Origin of the sequence: Bradyrhizobium sp. Ash2021, from assembly GCF_031202265.1 — a bacterium.
Classification (GTDB): Bacteria; Pseudomonadota; Alphaproteobacteria; order Rhizobiales; family Xanthobacteraceae; genus Bradyrhizobium.
This window is the reverse complement of the sequence record NZ_CP100604.1, coordinates 1,417,715-1,434,984: the sequence shown is the minus strand read 5'-3', so window position 1 is coordinate 1,434,984 and position 17,270 is coordinate 1,417,715. Positions and strand designations below refer to the sequence as shown.

At 60.7% G+C, this 17,270-nt stretch carries 19 protein-coding genes, 1 tRNA gene and 1 pseudogene; 7 read left to right on the top strand and 14 right to left on the bottom strand.

All coding sequences use genetic code 11. The features are described 5' to 3' along the window. Positions 1 to 4 precede the first annotated feature (4 nt). Entirely contained in the window at positions 5 to 211 is a 207-nt protein-coding gene (locus NL528_RS06855; RefSeq protein WP_309181936.1) for a hypothetical protein, read from the top strand. Between the two features lie 220 nt (positions 212 to 431). On the opposite strand, the gene NL528_RS06850 is transcribed toward NL528_RS06855, so the two are convergent. From NL528_RS06850 to NL528_RS06825, 6 genes are all read right to left on the bottom strand, one after another. Beyond that, positions 432 to 1,085, bottom strand: a complete 654-nt coding sequence (locus tag NL528_RS06850) for a DsbA family protein (protein WP_309181935.1) — start codon at positions 1,083 to 1,085, stop codon at positions 432 to 434. Positions 1,086 to 1,240: 155 nt separating this feature from the next. Next, a complete protein-coding gene (locus NL528_RS06845) occupies positions 1,241 to 2,020 on the bottom strand; it encodes a sulfite exporter TauE/SafE family protein (RefSeq protein ID WP_309184819.1) in 780 nt (259 codons plus the stop codon). 88 nt (positions 2,021 to 2,108) lie between these two features. After that, positions 2,109 to 2,831, bottom strand: coding sequence for an LrgB family protein (locus NL528_RS06840; RefSeq protein ID WP_309181933.1), 723 nt, complete (start codon positions 2,829 to 2,831; stop codon positions 2,109 to 2,111). Then, positions 2,828 to 3,214: a CidA/LrgA family protein gene (locus NL528_RS06835; RefSeq protein WP_309181932.1), complete on the bottom strand. Its 387-nt coding sequence runs from the start codon at positions 3,212 to 3,214 to the stop codon at positions 2,828 to 2,830. The genes NL528_RS06840 and NL528_RS06835 overlap by 4 nt, the downstream gene beginning before the upstream one ends. 63 nt (positions 3,215 to 3,277) lie before the next feature. Further along, complete coding sequence (locus tag NL528_RS06830) at positions 3,278 to 3,757, bottom strand: PaaI family thioesterase (protein WP_309181931.1); 480 nt, start codon at positions 3,755 to 3,757, stop codon at positions 3,278 to 3,280. 6 nt (positions 3,758 to 3,763) lie between these two features. Next, a complete protein-coding gene (locus NL528_RS06825; protein WP_309181930.1) occupies positions 3,764 to 4,198 on the bottom strand; it encodes an acyl-CoA thioesterase in 435 nt (144 codons plus the stop codon). A gap of 88 nt (positions 4,199 to 4,286) precedes the next feature. Here NL528_RS06825 and NL528_RS06820 point away from each other — a divergent pair, with 88 nt between their 5' ends. After that, positions 4,287 to 4,853: a TetR/AcrR family transcriptional regulator gene (locus tag NL528_RS06820; protein WP_309181929.1), complete on the top strand. Its 567-nt coding sequence runs from the start codon at positions 4,287 to 4,289 to the stop codon at positions 4,851 to 4,853. Positions 4,854 to 4,882: 29 nt separating this feature from the next. Here the strand turns inward: NL528_RS06820 and NL528_RS06815 are convergent, their stop codons facing one another. Continuing rightward, the gene (locus NL528_RS06815) at positions 4,883 to 5,365 is read right to left on the bottom strand and encodes a hypothetical protein (RefSeq protein ID WP_309181928.1); all 483 of its coding nucleotides are present in this window, start codon (positions 5,363 to 5,365) and stop codon (positions 4,883 to 4,885) included. A gap of 206 nt (positions 5,366 to 5,571) precedes the next feature. On the opposite strand from NL528_RS06815, the gene NL528_RS06810 reads away from it, so the two are divergent. Next, the gene (locus NL528_RS06810; RefSeq protein ID WP_309181927.1) at positions 5,572 to 5,835 is read left to right on the top strand and encodes a PsiF family protein; all 264 of its coding nucleotides are present in this window, start codon (positions 5,572 to 5,574) and stop codon (positions 5,833 to 5,835) included. Between the two features lie 138 nt (positions 5,836 to 5,973). Next, positions 5,974 to 7,059, top strand: coding sequence for an AbrB family transcriptional regulator (locus NL528_RS06805; RefSeq protein ID WP_309181925.1), 1,086 nt, complete (start codon positions 5,974 to 5,976; stop codon positions 7,057 to 7,059). Positions 7,060 to 7,165: 106 nt separating this feature from the next. Here NL528_RS06805 and NL528_RS06800 read toward each other — a convergent pair whose 3' ends face one another. Further along, positions 7,166 to 7,702, bottom strand: a complete 537-nt coding sequence (locus tag NL528_RS06800; protein WP_309181924.1) for a disulfide bond formation protein B — start codon at positions 7,700 to 7,702, stop codon at positions 7,166 to 7,168. A gap of 153 nt (positions 7,703 to 7,855) precedes the next feature. Between NL528_RS06800 and NL528_RS06795 the strand changes: the two genes are divergently transcribed. Both NL528_RS06795 and NL528_RS06790 read left to right on the top strand, forming a co-directional pair. Continuing rightward, positions 7,856 to 7,940 (top strand) — tRNA-Leu (locus tag NL528_RS06795). 410 nt (positions 7,941 to 8,350) lie between these two features. Beyond that, positions 8,351 to 9,514: a tyrosine-type recombinase/integrase gene (locus tag NL528_RS06790; RefSeq protein ID WP_309181923.1), complete on the top strand. Its 1,164-nt coding sequence runs from the start codon at positions 8,351 to 8,353 to the stop codon at positions 9,512 to 9,514. 128 nt (positions 9,515 to 9,642) lie between these two features. Here the strand turns inward: NL528_RS06790 and NL528_RS06785 are convergent, their stop codons facing one another. From NL528_RS06785 to ccrA, 5 genes are all read right to left on the bottom strand, one after another. Next, positions 9,643 to 11,028 (bottom strand): AMP-binding protein, encoded by a 1,386-nt coding sequence (locus NL528_RS06785; protein WP_309181922.1) that lies wholly within the window; start codon positions 11,026 to 11,028, stop codon positions 9,643 to 9,645. A gap of 8 nt (positions 11,029 to 11,036) precedes the next feature. Further along, positions 11,037 to 11,858 (bottom strand): enoyl-CoA hydratase-related protein, encoded by an 822-nt coding sequence (locus NL528_RS06780; protein ID WP_309181921.1) that lies wholly within the window; start codon positions 11,856 to 11,858, stop codon positions 11,037 to 11,039. Between the two features lie 13 nt (positions 11,859 to 11,871). Beyond that, a complete protein-coding gene (locus NL528_RS06775; protein WP_309181920.1) occupies positions 11,872 to 13,008 on the bottom strand; it encodes an MFS transporter in 1,137 nt (378 codons plus the stop codon). Positions 13,009 to 13,080: 72 nt separating this feature from the next. Next, positions 13,081 to 14,286: an ABC transporter substrate-binding protein gene (locus NL528_RS06770; protein ID WP_309181919.1), complete on the bottom strand. Its 1,206-nt coding sequence runs from the start codon at positions 14,284 to 14,286 to the stop codon at positions 13,081 to 13,083. 147 nt (positions 14,287 to 14,433) lie between these two features. Next, complete coding sequence (gene ccrA / locus NL528_RS06765) at positions 14,434 to 15,675, bottom strand: crotonyl-CoA carboxylase/reductase (RefSeq protein ID WP_309181918.1); 1,242 nt, start codon at positions 15,673 to 15,675, stop codon at positions 14,434 to 14,436. A 225-nt stretch (positions 15,676 to 15,900) separates the two neighbouring features. Between ccrA and NL528_RS06760 the strand changes: the two genes are divergently transcribed. Beyond that, a complete protein-coding gene (locus NL528_RS06760) occupies positions 15,901 to 16,647 on the top strand; it encodes a FadR/GntR family transcriptional regulator (protein WP_309181917.1) in 747 nt (248 codons plus the stop codon). Positions 16,648 to 16,671: 24 nt separating this feature from the next. On the opposite strand, the pseudogene NL528_RS06755 reads toward NL528_RS06760, so the two are convergent. After that, positions 16,672 to 17,171, bottom strand: a pseudogene (locus NL528_RS06755) (GNAT family N-acetyltransferase). Positions 17,172 to 17,270 lie beyond the last annotated feature (99 nt).

Genomic DNA, 17,270 nt, shown 5'->3' with positions numbered 1-17,270 from the left:
TGCCATGCGAACGTTCTTCGGAATGATTTTGGGCGCGCTGCTGCTGGTCGGCGGCGTCTACGTCTACGACTCGATGCAGACCTCAAGCGTCGCCAACGGCCAGGTCGCGCAAGCCAATCGCACCATCGTTAACTGGGACGTCGCGGCAGCCGATTGGCAGGCCCTGAAAGGGCGCGCCCATGACGACTGGGTGAAAATCTCGTCGAAGTAATCGCGCGGCGATTCAGCACCAATCAGGGCGCCCTCGTTTCTGACGAGGGCGCTTTTTTGCCTGGCAAACGCTAAAGCATGATCGCGATCATGCTCTGGATTCTTGTGTTGACGCGTTTTCTACCGCAGATAAGTCTACGCAATCTGCGTAAACTTGATTGCTATGCGAACCGGTATCCACCCCGGATCAGGTCCCGGGCAGGCTTTCGCTCGAAAACGCTCTAATTGCTCGCCTTCGCCTTGCGCGCGTCGGCAATGACCATCTCGAATTCCGCCATGGTCAGGACGCCGGGCACGCGGAATTTGCCGACAATGAAGGAGGGCGTCCCGTTAAAGCCGAACGCCTTGGCCTGATCGTTGTTGCGCGCCAGGATGGTGTCGATCGCCTTGACATTGGCTGTAAGATCGCGGTTGAGGCGATCCATGTCGATGCCGGCGGCCGCGAGCAGCTCGCCGAGGCGCGGCTCGGTCAGCTTCGAATTGACGCCGATCATCGCCTCGTGGGCTTTCAGGAACTTGTCCTGATATTTGGCGGCCAGCGCCATCCGCGCGGCGACCTTGGAGACCGGGCCCAGGATCGGCCAATCCTTCAGCACCAGGCGGACCTTGCCGTCGTCCTGCACGACCTGGCGAAGCTCGGGCTCGAGCTTGCGGCAATACGGACAATTGTAGTCGAACCACTCGACGATGGTGATGTCGCCATCGACATTGCCGGCCACCGGGATTTCGGGATCGCGCAGCACCAGCGCTTCCGTCAGCACCTTCTCCTCGTCGTCTTCCGCGCGCGCCGAACGCGGCGCGATGCCGGTGCCGAGCGCCGCAAAGCCCGCGCCGAGCAAGCCAAGCGCGTCACGCCGGGTCCGCTCCGATCTCATCAAATCATTCATAGCTGTTCCGACTGGTCCCGTTGCGGCCTAGAGCCTCGGTTCTGATCCAATCAGAACCGAGGCTCTAGCCTATTGTTCTGACGCGTTTTCTTCACGCGAACCGGTACCCACTTCGCTCGAAAACGCTATAGTTCACTCTACGTTCAAGATAGGGATAAGTTACGCGCCAGCATATAGAGCGCCACCGCAATAATGACCACGGCAAACACGATATTGAGCGCGCCGCGGCGCTCCGCCAGGTGCTGCGCCGACCGCGTGCCGGCCACCCCGCCGACGATGCCGCCGGCGACGAACAGGCCCGCCAGCGGCCAGGAGACGAGGCCGGACCAGGCATAGCTGGCGGCGGTGGTCATGCCGAAGGTGGTGACGGCGACCAGCGAGGAACTGACCGCGTTCATGATCGGCATGCCCGTCGCCAGCATCAGGGCCGGCACGATCAGAAATCCGCCGCCGATGCCGAAGAAGCCGGACATCGTCCCGGTCGCCAGCCCGAGGCCGGCGATGGCCGGCATGTTGGACAGGCTGATCTTGACGTCGGGCAGCCCGATCCGCGCACGCGTCTTCAGCATCAGCATCGCGATGACGAGCATCACCAGCGCAAACAGCGCCAATAGTTTCTGGCCATCGACCATCTTGCCGAGGATCGATCCGCCGAAGGCGCCGATGATGCCCGCCGCCGCAAACACCAGCGCGCAGGACCAGACGACAGTGCCGCCGCGCGCATGGTTGGACAAATTGACCGCGGCATTCGCGGCCACCGCGATCGCACTGGTGCCGATCGCGACATGCGGCTCGGGCACGCCGACCACATAGACCATCAGCGGCACGGCCAGAATCGATCCGCCGCCCCCGACCAGGCCAAGGGAAAATCCGACCAGCATTCCCGATGCCAGTCCAAGCAGGCTTTGCGTTGTGGAGATGATCAAAATGGAAGACTCACTTTGAGACCGCTATAGAAGAATTTTCTGCGGACTGCCATGGCTACAGCACAAACCTGCACTGCAACAGGGATCAGCGCACCAAAAGCGTCGCCGCCAGCGGCACCAATAGCGATGTCACCAGCGCGTTCAGGCTCATGGCGATGCCGGCGAACACGCCCGCCACCGCGTCGACCTGGAAGGCGCGCGCGGTGCCGATGCCGTGGGCCGCGATCCCGACCGCAAAGCCGCGGGCGCGGAAATCGGTAATTCCGGTCCGGTTCATCAGCGGCGTGACGATGATCGCACCCATGATCCCGGTGAGGACCACCGAGACCGCCGTCAGCGACGGATCGGCGTGCAGGGATTCGCTGATGCCCATGGCGACGCCGGCGGTGACTGATTTCGGCGCCAGCGAGAGAATGATCGCGCGCGGCAGGCCTGCGGCCTCGGCTAGCAGCACCACCGAAACGATCGCGGTGATGGAGCCGACCACGAGCGCCACCAGCATCGGCAGGATTGCCGCCGCCACCACGTTTCGGTTTTCGTAGAGCGGCACGGCCAGCGCCACCGTCGCGGGTCCGAGCAGGAAATGCACGAACTGCGCGCCGCCGAAATAGGTCGTGTAGGACGTCTTGGTGAGCAGCAGGAAGGCGCCGATGATCCACATCGAATGCAGCACCGGATTGGCCAGCGGATGGCGGTGCGTCCAAAGCGACACCGCATCCGCGATCGCATAGGTCAGCAGCGTCACCGTCAGCCAGAGCAGCGGCGACTGCGACAGGTAGACCCACAGTGAAAACGGATTGTCGCTCATGGCCTGTCCTGTCCGCGCGCGAGGAAGCGGTTCGCCACCAGAAACGTCGCGACCGTCACCAGCAAGGTGATGACCACGGAGACGGCCAGGATTGCCAGGATGGCGATGCCGTGCTCGGCGAGCAGATCGAGCTTTTGCACGACGCCGACGCCTGCGGGGACGAACAACAGCGACAGATGCGCCAGCAGGCCGCGGCTGGCGCTTTCCACGCCATCGCCTTGCAGCGGCCCGCGCGCGAGCACGACGAAGCGGTCCCGCGCCAGCAGCAACAGCAGCAGAAGCACCAGCCCGACCACCGGGCCCGGCATCGGCAGGCCGAGGCCGCGCACGAAAACTTCGCCGATCAATTGGCAAAGCAGGATCAGGCTAAGGCTTGCGATCATGCGACCATCCGCGCCGAGAGGGCCCTATCAGGTGGCCGCCGCGGACGCTTGTCAATGTGCCCGTCAGGCCCGCGCGTGAGGGTTGTCGTGCTGCGTTGCAGGTTTGCGGCGCGGCAACGCCATCAAGGTGCCGGTCATGGTCGCGATCAGCGTTTCGACGCCGTCATGTTCGGCATAAGCCCGGCCTTCCCACACCGTCAGCGTGCGGCCGGGTTTGACGACATGAGCGCGGAACGCAAAACGCTCACCCTTCGCCGGCGCCAGCAAATTGGTCTTGAACTCGACGGTCAGGATGTCGGAACCGGCCGGCATCAATGTGAAAGCGGCGATGCCGCAGGCGTTGTCGAGCCCCGCCGTGATCACGCCGGCATGAACGAAACCGTTCTGCTGGGTGAAATTGGCCGAATAGGCCATCGACAGGTCGACCTCGCCGGGCTCCAGCCGCGCCAGCGAAATGCCGAGCGTGCGCATCGCCGGCTGCCGCTCGAACGTGTCGGTCGCGACCCGGCGAAAATCCGGGTTCTTGGGGACGAAGCGCGACATCTGCGTTCACGCCATCGCCGGCGCTGATGGAGCGAGATGTTTCGCCGCGGCGTCGCGGATTTTGACCTCAAACGACGCCGATTTGCGCGCCTGCCGGTCCATGTGCACGCCTGTTATCTCGCAGGTAGCGGCAATCTCGCCGGTTTCGGCGTTGCGCATTTCGTGCAGCAAGCGGATCGACCTGTCGCGGATCTCCAAAAGCCGGCTTTTGACCTCGACGATATCGCCGGCCAGTAATTCGCGCTTGTAGGCGATGTTCTGCTGCACGGCGGCCATGCCGCGGCCGGATTCGCGCAAATAAGTCGGCGTCAGCCCGAGCCGGGCGAACAGATTCCAGTTGGCTTCGTCGAATTTGCCGACATACCACATGATATTCATGTGGCCGACATGATCGCATTGCCACGGATAGACCGTGCCGCGATAGGTCGCCTCGTTTTCCATCGATCGCTCCCGCTTTCGACTGCTGATACGGTAGCGTATCACGGGAGTCATGGGTTAGCAATACGGTACCGTATCAGAAGGGGCCGATATGACCGACGGCAAGGGCGACGCCTGGATCGAGGCCGGTTTCAGGGAGATCGCGCGCTCTGGCGTCGAAGGCGTGCGGGTGGAGGTGCTGGCCAAGAATCTCGGCGTCACCAAGGGCGGCTTCTACCGGCGCTTCCGGGATCGCGCCGCGCTGCTCGAGGGCATGCTGCAGGGCTGGAGCGCGGGGCGCATCGCCGCAATCGAAAAGCAGACCAGCCTCGATGGCGCTACCGCCCGCGAACGGCTGAAGGCGCTGATCGCGCTTTATTCGGAGCGGATGAATACCGAGGGCATGGCAATCGAACTGGCGATCCGGCAATGGGCCCGGTCCGACCAGGCCGCCGCCGCAGCCGTGGCCAGCGTCGACGCGGCGCGCTTGAGGAATGTCGGACATCTCTATCGCGCGACGGGTCTCGCGCCTGACGAAGCCGATGCGCAGGCGTTCCTGTTCTACTGCTTCATCTTCGGCCAGAGCCTGCTGTTTCTCGAACGCGGACCGCGCAAGCGCGCGCAACTGGTCGCGAAGTCAGCCGAGAAACTGGTCGAGGAAGAACGCGCGACCGGCTGAAAGCCGGCCGCGCTTGTCGGTGAAGAGCCTCAGCCCTTCAGCTTCTTGGTACATTCGCTGTAATAGCCGCCGCCCTTCTGGATCCACTTCAGGCCACCATTGCCGCCGGTCGCCTTGTTGGCGTTGTACTGGTCGACGCAAGTGTGCATTCGGGCCTTGCCTGCGCTCTCCTTGGAATATTTCGCATCCACGGCGGACGGAAATACCGCGGGCCCGGACGGCGCCGCCGGTGCTGCCGCAGGCGCGGCTTCCTTCTTGGCCTCTTTTGGCGCGGCTGGCGCTGGAGCGGCAGCCGGAGCCGCGGCCGCCGCCGGCGCGGCGGTGGCATCGGCGCCGCAATTGGCCTTGCGGAAGTCATTCCACTTCTGGCCGTTCAGCGTGCCGGCGGCCTTGGCGGCCTGATATTTCGCGCTGCATTCCTGCGTGGTCAGCGCCTGCGCCGGAGCTGTTGCCGCGAACGCGGCGAAGCCCGATACCGCAATCGCACACAATAATTTGGCTTGAATGTTCATCCTTGGTCTCCCTCTTCACTTCCTGGGGGGTATCGACGATCCGGAGGCGCCCATCCTAGCGCAACCGGAACTCGCGACAACGCGCGGGGCCAATGGTTCGCCCAAAATATTGTAGCGACGAAAATGCCAGATCGTCCGCTTCATTCACCCGCGGTTCATCATCACCGCGCGACGGTTGTCCCGTTCCATTCCATTTGAGGTGTCCCATGACGAAGATTTCCTCCCTTGCGACTGCGGCCGCTCTTGCTTCGCTGCTGTTGACGGGCTCCGCATACGCGCAGACGGCGGCGCCAGCCAAGGACGCCACCAAGACCGAGACCAAGGCGCCGGCCGAAAAGAAGGCCGAGAAGCCGCGGACCGCAGCCTCCCTCGAATGCTCGAAGGAAGCCGACGCCAAGGGGTTGCACGGCAAGGAGCGCAAGAAATTCCGTTCCGAATGCAAGAAGGGCGCGACCGACAAGGCCAAATGATTTGAACCACGGTTTTGTCCCCGGCCGGTTTGCGCTGAAGCGTAAACCGGCCTCCCTTTTGACGGGGAGGCAAAGGCACGCATTGCAGCAATCGCCTGGTGCATTTGTCGCCCCAGCGCGGATTTGCCATAAGGCGGCGTGACCCTGATCCCCGCAACGATCGCGCTTGCCGTTCCCAGCCGCGCCAGGATTCTCAACACGCTCGAGACGCTCGCCATCGGCAGCGCCGGCGGCCTGCTGTTTTTGTGGGCACACCTTCCGGGCGGGCTGATTTCCGGCGCCATGATCGCGGTCGGCATCGCCGCACTGGCCGGGCGGCCGCTCGGGGTGCCGCCACTCCTGACCCAGTCGGTGTTGTTGCTGCTCGGCATATCCCTGGGCTCGCTGGTGTCGCGGCAGTTGATCCAGCATATGGGCTCCTACCCCCTGACCATTGGGCTGCTCGCGCTCGCGACCTTCTGCTCGACCTTCGGCAGCAGCCTCTATCTGCAGCGCGTGCACGGCTGGGACCAGACCTCGGCATTCCTGGCCGGGAGCCCCGGCGCGCTGTCGCAAATCACCATTCTTGCTGCCGAGCGGGGCGCGGACGTGCCGGCGATTGCCGTGGTGCAGACCATGCGCGTGATCATCCTGACCGCAGCACTGCCGCTGCTGTTGTCGCTGACCGGCGTGGCGCCGTCGTCGCCGCCGGCCGTGATCGCGGCGATTGCCTCGCCGCTCGAACTGGCCACGCTGATCGTGGCCTCGGTGGCGGTGGCCCTGTTGCTGCGGTTGGCGAAATTTCCCGCGAGCTGGATGTTCGGCGCGATGATCGCCTCGAGCGTGCTGCACGGCACCGCCCTGATCGAGGGCGGCCTGCCGCCATGGGTGCGCAGCGTGGCGCTGGTCGGCATCGGCGCCCTGATCGGCTCACGCTTTGCGCGGATGAAGGCTTCGACCTTGCTCAGCCACGTCAATGCGGCGCTCGGCTCCTTCGTCATCGCCATCATCATCTCGGCGATCTTCGTCGCGGTGATTGCACTCACCACCCATGTGCGCTTCGCCGACGTCATCGTGGCGTTCGCGCCGGGTGCGATGGACGCCATGCTGGCGCTGGCGCTGACGCTGCACATCGACCCGATTTTCGTCGGCGCGCATCATCTGTCGCGCTTCGTGTTCGTCACCATCACCACGCCCGGCATCATCCATCTGTTCGGACGGCCGCAGGATGACGTCGACGATTAAGCTCTGAACCTCAACCTGAGGAGCGCGCAAAGCGCGCGTCTCGAAGGATGGCCGCATCGGGGCCTCATGGTTCGAGACGGCGCAAGCGCCTCCTCACCATGAGGGATCAACGTCTGGATGTCCTGACCAGGCCCCACGCCGCGATCACGGCCATCAATAGCGAGATCAGCACATTGTAGCCGGCCAGCGACAGGCCGAGGAAGCGCCATTGCACCTCGTCGCAGCGGATCACTTTGACGCTGTCGAGCCGCTCCAGCAGATTGCCGGCGCTGCCGAGATTGCCGACCGGGCCGGTGCAATCGGTCGGCCCCTGCCAAAGCCCCCATTCGACGCCGGCATGGTAGGTGCCAAGCCAGGCGTTACCGAGGGCAGCTAGCGCGAGAATGGCGAGCCCCGCCAGCAGCACCGGACGCGGGGCGCCCTTCATGGCCGCGAACGCGACCAGCGCACCCAGCGGCACCGCGAGATAATAGGCGTAGCGCTGTTCGAGGCAGAGCGGACAGGGGCGGATATCCAGCACCAGCTGGAAGAACCAGGCGCCCGCCAGCGTCACCGCCGCAATGATCGCCACGGCCAGCGCCGCGGTCAGCGCGGGATTGGCTGACTTGCCGGCGTGCGGCGGGTGTGCGGTGGCGCGTGTCACGGTCAATCTCCTGCCTGTAAAGGCGCGTCGTATCCCCTGGGCATGAACCTGTCGAGGCACGGGACAATCACTTCCGCGCGGGTTGACCCGGGCAAGCCGCCCGCTATATTCCGCCCGCTTCGCGATGCCGGCCCCCAAGGCAAGCCTCCGAAGGCCCCTGTGGCGGAACTGGTAGACGCGCTCGACTCAAAATCGAGTTCCGCAAGGAGTGCTGGTTCGATTCCGGCCAGGGGCACCAACTAGGCTGTTCAAGCCCGTTCCAAAGCGTCCGCAACCGTCCGCGCAGTGCTCGGAAACCTTGAAAAATAGGCACTTCCGCGTACATCGGTGTTCGTCACCGTTTGCTCTCATCCGATCCCAGCCGACCGATTTGTTGGTATTTTTGTTGGTATCGGGAGAACAAACGTTCACGGCGACTTTCGCTATTCCGAACGAAGGGATTTGAGCAGATGGCCCGCAAGAACGATGGCGCGTGCGCTAACCCCAAGCAGATCAGGACCGACGTCGACTGCCGCGCCGCCCGACCGAAATTCGACAAGGGCGCGTGGAGCCCCGCCAAGATTTCCGACATGACCGGGAGCGGTCTCTATCTCTTCGTCACGCCGGACGTGAGCAGGCCCGGCAACGGCTGCCTCCAAGCTCTAGCGGATGGGCTACCGCTTCCACATCCGTCAGAAAACCTACTCCATCGGCCCATACGGCAACGGCAAGGATGGCACGTTCTCGCTCGCCGACGCGCGGCGCGAGCGCGACAAAGCCAAAGACCTGCTCAAGGAAGGCAAAGACCCGAGCACCGAGAAGCAGCTCGACAAGCACAGGCAGGCGGCCGCCCGTCCTTTCGAGCAATGGGCCGACGAGTGGCTCGCGAAGAAGAAGGTGGAGAAAGTCAAACGCGGCAGGATCGGTGCGGTGCGCGACCCCAAGACCATCGAGGTGCTTGAGCTGCGCGTCGGCTACGTCAAGGATCGCTTCGGCAAGCTATGCAGGCAGGACATCAAGCGTCCGGACGTGCTCGCTTTCATGCGTTCATACGAAGCCGAGGGAAAGCTGGAAACCCGCGACCGCGTGCGCAGCATCGGTGAGCAAATCTGCGACGATGCCGATGTCGAAGGCGACGGCTACAATCCATTCCGCAACCTGAATGGGCAGATGATTGCCAATATTTCGACGCCGCGTCCCGGCGTCACTGAACCACGCGACGTGACGCGCGTCTTCAAGCTCATCAGCGCACCGTGGACGAGAGCGAGGTTTAGTGACGTTGTTGGCCTTGCCTTGCGCTTCGATGCGCTGACCATTCCCCGCCCCGGCATGGTCAATGAAATGGAGTGGAGCGAGGTCGATTGGGATGCCAAACGCTGGACTATTCCAGCCGTAAAGATGAAGACCGGCTGGGACCATGTCGTGCCTTTGTCACGGCAGGCACTTGCAATCCTGCGTAGCGTTCAAAAGCTGACCGGCCATCGCCGGTACGCATTTTCCTGCCCGAAGGACGCGCCGCTATCAAACAACACGCTCAACAAGCGCTTGCGGCTGCTTGGCATTGACACCAAGACTGATCATTGCGCCCACGGATTCCGGACTACCTTCTCGACCCTGTCTCACCACGAAGAGATCAAGGACGCCAAGGCGTGGGATGGCGATGTCGTCGAGCTGCATCTCGACAACTCTACTGTGGAAGGTCTCTACAAGAAGCACGGACCGCTCGCGCTGATCGGCTCGCGCACGAAGCTGATGCAGCATTGGGCTGATCGGATCGACCACTGGCTCGATCCCAAGAAGGTGATGCCGATCAAGGGAGGCGCGCAGGGTTGAGTCACCTATCATCAGGCTGGTTAAGGTTGCCCAATTCAGTCCGTGGCAAACTCATGGGATAGGCGGAGCGTCGGTTGAGTGCCGCCGCCCCGCGAACTACCTGGAAGAGGCCTTTCCTGGCTGAGTTGCTAGTCTGATCTCGATAGGACCCAGCTCGCCGCCGCTCGTCGATCGGCCTTGCCCGTACGTCCAAGCGGTAACGCCTCGACGATATGGATTTGATCGGGGATCTTGAATTTTTCGATCTTCGTCGCGGCCCAAGCGCGCAACTCTTTGTCAGTAATGTTTGTTGCCGAGCGCAGAACAACCATCATGTGCAGCGCCTCGCCCAGATTGGCGTGTGGGACACTAAAGCACAGCGCAGCGGCCACCGCGGGGTGCTCACCGAAAAGATTATCGATTTCAAGCGGAGCGATCTTGTTTCCGCCTCTCGAAATGATCTCTTTAGATCGACCAACAAGTTCTACAAGCCCATCATCCCGTAGTCTCGCCAGGTCGCCTGTCTTGAAGAACCCATTGTCGAATGAGGTATCCGTCAACGTCGGATCGTCGAGGTAACCGAGCATTCGAGACGGAGTCTTGATCTGAAGCTCTCCCTCTCTCTCAGACCGAGATAACTCAGTTGGAACCAGCTTGAACTGCACGCCGGGGACTGGACGACCGATGGTACCGAGACCGACGGATTGGTCGGAAGGCGCTAGACAGAAGTCGCAAGATCCGGTCTCGGTCAAACCAAACAGATCGAAGTACTCCGCCTCGGGAAAATACTTCTTGAGCTTGCTCGGAAGCGTCAACCCGAGTGACTCGCCCCCGGTGAGGATCCTACGCAATTTGGAAGGGGCCGGCCTGGGCGCCGCCACGATCAACTTGAGCATCGTCGGGACGGCTGCAAGCGTCGTGCAGTCGCGAAGCAACCCGCCGACAGTGTCCATGGAGAATTTTGGCAACAAGACGACACGAGCACCGTTCGCAAGACCCAAGAAGGTGACCCACATTCCGAAGATGAACGTGAGCTGCAAAGGGCAGAGCACGACATCGGATCTTGCAAGCGGCAGAAGCTTGGAGAGCATCTCGAGCTTCGCTATAAAGCCGCCGTGCCCAATCACCACTCCCTTCGGCACGCCTGTGCTACCTGACGTGAAAACGATCAGGGCCGCGTCGTTGAGCAACGGCCTAGTTGCCGGGGCGCCTTCTGCAATTGCCCCCACAGAACCTGCAGCCACTGAAAAACGCGCTCCCGTTCGACGCACGACCATCTCGCGGGTTGATGCTGCAGCCCCGACGTGCAATGGAACCACGACCGCGCCGACAGCCCATATGCCCAGGAAGCCGATAACGTCCCACGGCCCGTTGCTAATTTGAAGGATGATCGGCTCAGCGTTGGCAACCTCAGCGTCTTGAAGTTTGCTAGCGAGCAGTGCCGATTCGCGAGCGAGTTCGGCGTGAGTGAACCCTAAGTCGGCGCCTTCTAGACCGATGTCGTTGCCTGATTGACGCAGGATCCAATCGTTCAAGCGGACTGTCATTGGCTGCGGCTCGGAAAACGGCTGTCACGCCAAATCAGGGCCGCCTTCAGCCCCTGCGAACGGGCAATCTCCATGAACTGGATCTTGTCAGGAGAGCCGCCCCCCTCGATCTGAAGATCAATATCAAGCGCCGTGTCAAGCGCTTCCGTCAGCCCACGCATTTCGAAGGACTTGTTGAGCGCACGCTTCGTCTGCTTAACGAGGTCGGGATCTATGGCCGCAATATGCCGCGCGACCCGGGCCGCGGTTTCTTCGAGCTTCGCGTCCGGAACAATACGGTTCACCAAACCAAGCTGGTATGCACGATCGCAAGAGATTCTATCCTCTCCAGTGAGAATGATTTCTTTTGCCACTTTAGGACCGACCAACCACGGCAAGAGCATCACGACGATCCCCGCGCCAAACTTCAACTCCGGTTCTCCGAAGAACGCTGTGTCGCTGGCGATCGTGATGTCGCAGGCCATCATCAGCTCGAACGCGCCGGCAAGACATGCCCCCCTCACGCTCGCAATAGTCGGCTTGGGACTTCGCCAGAAGCGCATGACGACGTCAAAATCCTTTTGAAGCAGGGGCCGCCATTGCGTGACGCCGATCGGCTGCTTCTCCATCTGTTCCTTGAGGTCGAAGCCGGAAGAGAACGAGGTCCCACTGCCGCTCACCACGATCGCGCGCACCTCGGCATCCGCCTCCGCCGCGTCCATTGCCAACATGATCTCCGAAAGCATTTGGCCATTGAGCGCGTTCGTTCTTTCAGGACGCGTGAGAACGATCTGCGCCGTCGAGTCGACGCGTTGATATTGGACGTACGTTAGGTTCATTGATTATCTCTCTTCATTGGCGTCCTTGGGCAAGCTTTTTTGATTCTGGCATGCGGCGAAGCTGCAACATCGCAATTGTGCCGAGAAACGGCCCAATCGCAAGTATAGAAAATGCGAGATGCCATCCGACAATTCTGACGACAAACGGCATCGCCTGGATGCTTACAAGAGTGATCAGGAAACCGAGGCTCGTTTGGAGAGTGAGCATCGTGCCACGCAAAGGCGCGTCGCATAGCTCGGCGACCGCCGCGGAAAATTGAGCAGAGTCTGCAATCACGGCGACGCCCCATATGACGCCGACCAAGATGGTGAAAGCGGGCGGAGCGCCAAACGTGAAACCGATCAAGATCGCGCAGCAACCGCTTACCGTCATGGATAGGCTGGTTACGGCCGTTCTTCCCCATCGGTCTGCCGACCAACCACCCAGCAGTGCTCCCACGGCTCCCGATCCGACTATTGCGAACGTCACAATATTTGCGCTGACTGGAGGCGTCTGTTGTGCGGCCGCAAAGCTCGCAAGGACAAACGTACCAATCCACGACCACATTGCGTAGAGCTCCCACATGTGGCCGAAATATCCTAAATTCGCCGCGCGGACCGCACGGTTGTTCCACCCCTGCAAGATATGGGAGACTTTGAATTTCGGCGCGGCCCAGACGTTGGGGCCAAGTCCGACGAAGCAAATTGCGACAGCGGCAATCAATGCACCACAACCGGCCGCCACGCATGGGACCGTCCAATCCGTGGCCGCCACAATGTGAGGGGCGGCGGAGCCTAAGGTAAGTCCGCCAACCAAGAGCCCGATGAGCAAACCTAGGTCACCGGTAGCCCAGGTGGCTGCGATGGCCATGCCCACAGGGTAGACCCCAGCCATGCAGGCGCCCGTGATAAAGCGTAGGGCGAGCACGAAGAGCGAGGTTGGCTCGAAGAAAACGATCGATAATGTCGCCACGGCAGCGATCAGAGCCGACCCGGCAAACAACTTCCGCAAATCCACGCGGTCCGGAAGTGCAAGGGCAGCGCTGAAGAGTGTTCCAACGACGAAGCCGGCTTGGACGGCGTTGGTGAGCATTGCTTCGTGAAACAACGAAAGGTGCCACGAAGCTTTAATGACGTTGATGGACGCGCTCGTCGCAAACCAGGTCGACATAGCTGCTGTCTCTGCCACCAGCAGCATAGCGAACGAAACGCCCTTCGAACCAATTCGGACCACCGGGCCCCGCTATTTTACTAGGGGACAGCCGCCTTGATCCATTGGACGAAAGGCTTCGTCTCCCGGGATCGTGGCAACGAGTTTGTAAAAGTCGTAGTCCATCTTGGACTCGCTCGGCTTTTTCACTTCGAACAGATACATGTCATGGATCGTGCGGCCATCCTGCCTGATCGATCCTCTGCCGAAGAGATCGTCTTCCGTCGGCATGTACTTCATCTTCTCAACCACAGCCGTTCCCGAGCGCGCCTTATCCTTGTCCATCGCGTCGATGGCCTTCATCCAATGCAACATGGATGCGTAGACGCCCGCTTGATTCATGGTCGGAAAGCGTCCCTCGTTTCGGGCCGCGAAGCGCTTGGACCACGCCCGGGTCTTATCGTTGAGATCCCAATAAAAGGCCTCGGTAAGAAGCAGCCCCTGAGCAGTTTGCAAGCCCATCGACTTGACGTCCGAGAGGAACACCAGAAGGCCCGCCAGCTTTTGGCCTCCGGCGGTCAATCCAAACTCTTGTGCTTGCTTTACCGATGTCACGGTGTCGCCGCCGGAGTTTGCGAGGGCGATGATTTGGGCTTTGCTGCTTTGTGCCTGGAGAAGGAACGAGGAGAAGTCCGTCGTTTGAAACGGCGCAAACACCTGACCGACGACGGTGCCACCCTGAGCCTTTACGATGTCCGACGCATCGCGCGCGAGCGCGTGCCCAAAGGCGTAGTCTGCGGTCAGGAAATACCAAGTCTTGCCGCCCGTCCCAACGACGGCTTTTGCGGTCCCATTAGCGAGGGCCCAGGTGTCATAAGTCCAGTGAACGTTGTTCGGCGTACAGGCTTTTCCAGTGAGGTCAGAAGAACCCGCAGCATCGATCAAGAACGTCTTGTCCTTGTCCTTGACAAGCTGAGATATGGCCAAGGCGACCGAGGAGGTGGGAACGTCGACGACAGCATCAACCTTGTCGACATCGAACCATTTCCGCGTGATGTTGACGCCGACGTCCGCTTTGTTTTGATGATCCGCTGCGAGCACCTCGACCTTAAAACCGCGCCTTTCAGGGTTGAAATCTTCTACCGCCATCTTCGCAGCGAGAACCGAACCAGGACCATCGATGTCGGCATACACGCCGGATTGATCGTTCAGCACACCAGCCTTGAAGGTAGGCACCGTCTGCGCGTTAGCGAGCGTCGGAAACAATGCGAGAGCCAGCGCGCACGCGGTAATCTTCATCTCATCCTCCCTAAATTTTTTCTTCGGTGGCTCGAGCCGCTCTTCCGGCGGCTCAAAGAGTTAACTTGTAGTGCACCCTTCGTGGCAAAATCAGCGCGCGATAGCTGTCCTTCACCTCAGGCACTGGAAGCCAAATCAGACACTCCGTTAGTTCGAAACGCCGAGGCCAGCTTCGGGAGCTCCAACCAGGATGGTCGTGTTGCCGTGGGCAAGCTTGCCGTTCATCATGTCCTGGTGAGCTTGACCAACCTGATCAAACGAGCGCACCTCTCCCATGCAAGGGCCAATTCGCTTGGCAATGACGAGGTCGTTGTAGGCCTTAGCTTGCTCGGTATTTGTGCCATGCGAGCCTTGCAGCCGCTTTTGGCGAACCCAGTGGTATCGAAGGTCGACTACGGCCGAGTAGCCGGTCGTCCCCGCGCAAATCACAACCATGCCACCCGCGTTGCACACGAAGATTGAGGTGGGGATTGTATCTTCTCCGGGGTGTTCGATAACGATCTGCGGGCTGCGCTTCTCGCCCAGGACGTCCCAGATCTTCTTGCCGAATGCTCGTGCTTGCACTGTCCAGGCCTTTTGCCCCTTGTCATCGGTCCAGTGCGGAGGCTGCCCCCAATGATTGAATTCTCGGCGATCGATGAAGCCGACCGCCCCAAGCGACTTGCAATATTCGCCCTTCCTCGCATCGGAGACTACGGCGATTGGCAAGGCGCCGGCTTCCTTGGCGATTTGGATTGCCTGTGATCCAACGCCGCCGGAACCGCCCCAAACCAAGACAACATCCCCCTTTTGGACCGTGTGCCCATGCCAACCGTGGAGCATTCGGTAGGCGGTAGTTCCGACCAAAGTGGGAGCTGCGGCCTCCTCCCAGGTGAGATGTTTTGCTTTCGGAAGGATCTGATGATCGTAAGCGAGGCAGAATTGCGCGAATGAGCCAAAGTTCGTGTTGTAGCCCCAGATTTGCGCACTGTTGGCTAGCATCGGATCGCGGCCGGCAAGGACGTCCGGATCATTGGGATCCCAAAAGCCTGGATGCACAACGACCTCGTCGCCGATCTTGATGTCCTCGACCCCGTCTCCCACCGCGTACACGATCCCGGAGGCATCGCTTCCGCCGATGTGAAAATCGTGAGTTGACCCTTGAGCCTTCCGAGCGGCAATCACGTCGATCGGGACGCCGCGGGCTGCCCAGACGTTGTTGAAATTGAGGCCCGCGGCCATGACTGCGACCAGGACCTCCTTCTTTCCAGGCCTTGGCGTCTCAATTTCCTCGACCCGGAACGCTTTCACCGGATCCCCCAACCGATCACTTCGAACGACCTGCGCGTGCATTCGCTGGGGGACATCGCCCACTGGCGGCAATTCACCGACCGAAACAACATCAACCATCCCTGTTTCCCTTCCCATCGAACATCGCATCGCGCTGGACACAATGTTACTGTGGCCTCTTGGGCCGCCCAATTCGGCCGCCCACTGATTTTTCGGAACGAAACCTATCGTCAAATGTCTATTTGTCAAACAAATATTAGATTTGGTGAGAAGCCGCCTTGTGGAACTTGCGGCTTGCCGGTACTGCTACGAGTGAGATTCTTGGCTGTAATTCAGAGAAGGTAGATGGCGAAAGCGGCAGACTCTGAGGTCGATCTAGGCGACGTGGTAACGGCAAGTGCCGCCAAACAAATTGCGGAGAATATTCGCGCCGCGATCCTTCAAGGCAGGCTCAAAGTTGACGTTCGACTGCCGTCGGAGGATGAACTGGCCGCGAAATTCAACGTCTCGAGACCGACAATCCGCGAAGCTTTGAAACGCTTGGCGGCCCAACACTTGATCAGATCGCGCCGCGGACCGACCGGCGGCAACTTCGTCACAGCGCCTGCGCCCCCGGAGGCAGGACGTTCGCTTGCCAATACGACCACGCTAATGGTGGCGGTCGGAGACATTAACGTCGATGAAATCGTGACTGCGCGACTGGAGTTTGAATCAGTCTGCGTCAAATTGGCGTGCGAACACCGCACCAATGATCAGTTGGAGCGCATGAGGACTGAACTTGAGTTGCAGAAGAAGGGCAACCTCAGTGATGAGGAGTTCTGCGATTCCGACGTGAGGTTTCATCGCGCCATTGTCGATGCCAGCGCGAATTCGCTCATGCAGTTTCTGATGCATTCGGTGATCGAAGGCCTTCAGCCAATCAGCAACATGATTATTTTCCGTGTGCGAGAGCGACAAGAGATCGTCGCGTTTCACAAGCGCATTCTTACGGCCATTGCCGATCGGAAAAAGACACTCGCCGTCGAGGCATTGACCGAACTTGCCGCCTACACCAGGGATCGTCTTGCAGCTGCGATCGAAAGGCGCAGCTAAAAATCCTCGCGCCTCGGCATCGAGTCACAGGCGCAATTCCAAGCATGTCAGGTCGAGCCAGCGTCCGAATTTCTGACCAACCTCAGCGAACCGTCCAACAAACCGAAAACCCAACCTCTCGTGCAGGCAGGGAGGCAGAGTTTTCTGCTTCGATACAGGCGATCAGGACGTGAACGCCTCGCTCCTTCGCTGTCGCGACGAGGGCCTCCATAAGCATTTGACCTGCGCCCCTTTCCCTTCCGATCGGAGCGCACATACACGGAATGCTCCATCGTGTAGCGAAAGCCTTCGACGGCGCGCCAAAGGCCGTAGGTTGCGTAGCCGATCACCTCGCCATCCTTTTCAGCGACCACGACCGGGAAATTCTTTGCCCTGCGTTCAGCGAACCAAGCTTCACGGTCGGGAAGGTCCACGAGAGTTTCATTCCAGATCGCCGTGGTATTTTGCACGGCGTCATTGTAGATGCCGAGAATCGCTTGGAGATCCGAGTCGGAAGCCGGGCGAATACGGACAGCAGGGTTCATGCGATTTCCCTGTATAAGTTACTTTTCGGTCTCTTTTAGTGGACGAAATGAGCTTGGCAGGTCAAGCTTGACCTAGCTCGGCCGGCGCTCGTTTATTAA

Bases quoted from the DNA above. Each gene is read 5' to 3' on its own strand.
- NL528_RS06855 (WP_309181936.1), top strand. From the start codon at position 5: ATGCGAACGTTCTTCGGAATGATTTTGGGCGCGCTGCTGCTGGTCGGC.
- NL528_RS06850 (WP_309181935.1), bottom strand. From the start codon at position 1,085: ATGAGATCGGAGCGGACCCGGCGTGACGCGCTTGGCTTGCTCGGCGCG.
- NL528_RS06840 (WP_309181933.1), bottom strand. From the start codon at position 2,831: ATGAGCGACAATCCGTTTTCACTGTGGGTCTACCTGTCGCAGTCGCCG.
- NL528_RS06835 (WP_309181932.1), bottom strand. From the start codon at position 3,214: ATGATCGCAAGCCTTAGCCTGATCCTGCTTTGCCAATTGATCGGCGAA.
- NL528_RS06830 (WP_309181931.1), bottom strand. From the start codon at position 3,757: ATGTCGCGCTTCGTCCCCAAGAACCCGGATTTTCGCCGGGTCGCGACC.
- NL528_RS06825 (WP_309181930.1), bottom strand. From the start codon at position 4,198: ATGGAAAACGAGGCGACCTATCGCGGCACGGTCTATCCGTGGCAATGC.
- NL528_RS06820 (WP_309181929.1), top strand. From the start codon at position 4,287: ATGACCGACGGCAAGGGCGACGCCTGGATCGAGGCCGGTTTCAGGGAG.
- NL528_RS06815 (WP_309181928.1), bottom strand. From the start codon at position 5,365: ATGAACATTCAAGCCAAATTATTGTGTGCGATTGCGGTATCGGGCTTC.
- NL528_RS06810 (WP_309181927.1), top strand. From the start codon at position 5,572: ATGACGAAGATTTCCTCCCTTGCGACTGCGGCCGCTCTTGCTTCGCTG.
- NL528_RS06790 (WP_309181923.1), top strand. From the start codon at position 8,351: ATGGGCTACCGCTTCCACATCCGTCAGAAAACCTACTCCATCGGCCCA.
- NL528_RS06780 (WP_309181921.1), bottom strand. From the start codon at position 11,858: ATGAACCTAACGTACGTCCAATATCAACGCGTCGACTCGACGGCGCAG.
- NL528_RS06775 (WP_309181920.1), bottom strand. From the start codon at position 13,008: ATGTCGACCTGGTTTGCGACGAGCGCGTCCATCAACGTCATTAAAGCT.
- NL528_RS06770 (WP_309181919.1), bottom strand. From the start codon at position 14,286: ATGAAGATTACCGCGTGCGCGCTGGCTCTCGCATTGTTTCCGACGCTC.
- ccrA (WP_309181918.1), bottom strand. From the start codon at position 15,675: ATGGTTGATGTTGTTTCGGTCGGTGAATTGCCGCCAGTGGGCGATGTC.
- NL528_RS06760 (WP_309181917.1), top strand. From the start codon at position 15,901: ATGGCGAAAGCGGCAGACTCTGAGGTCGATCTAGGCGACGTGGTAACG.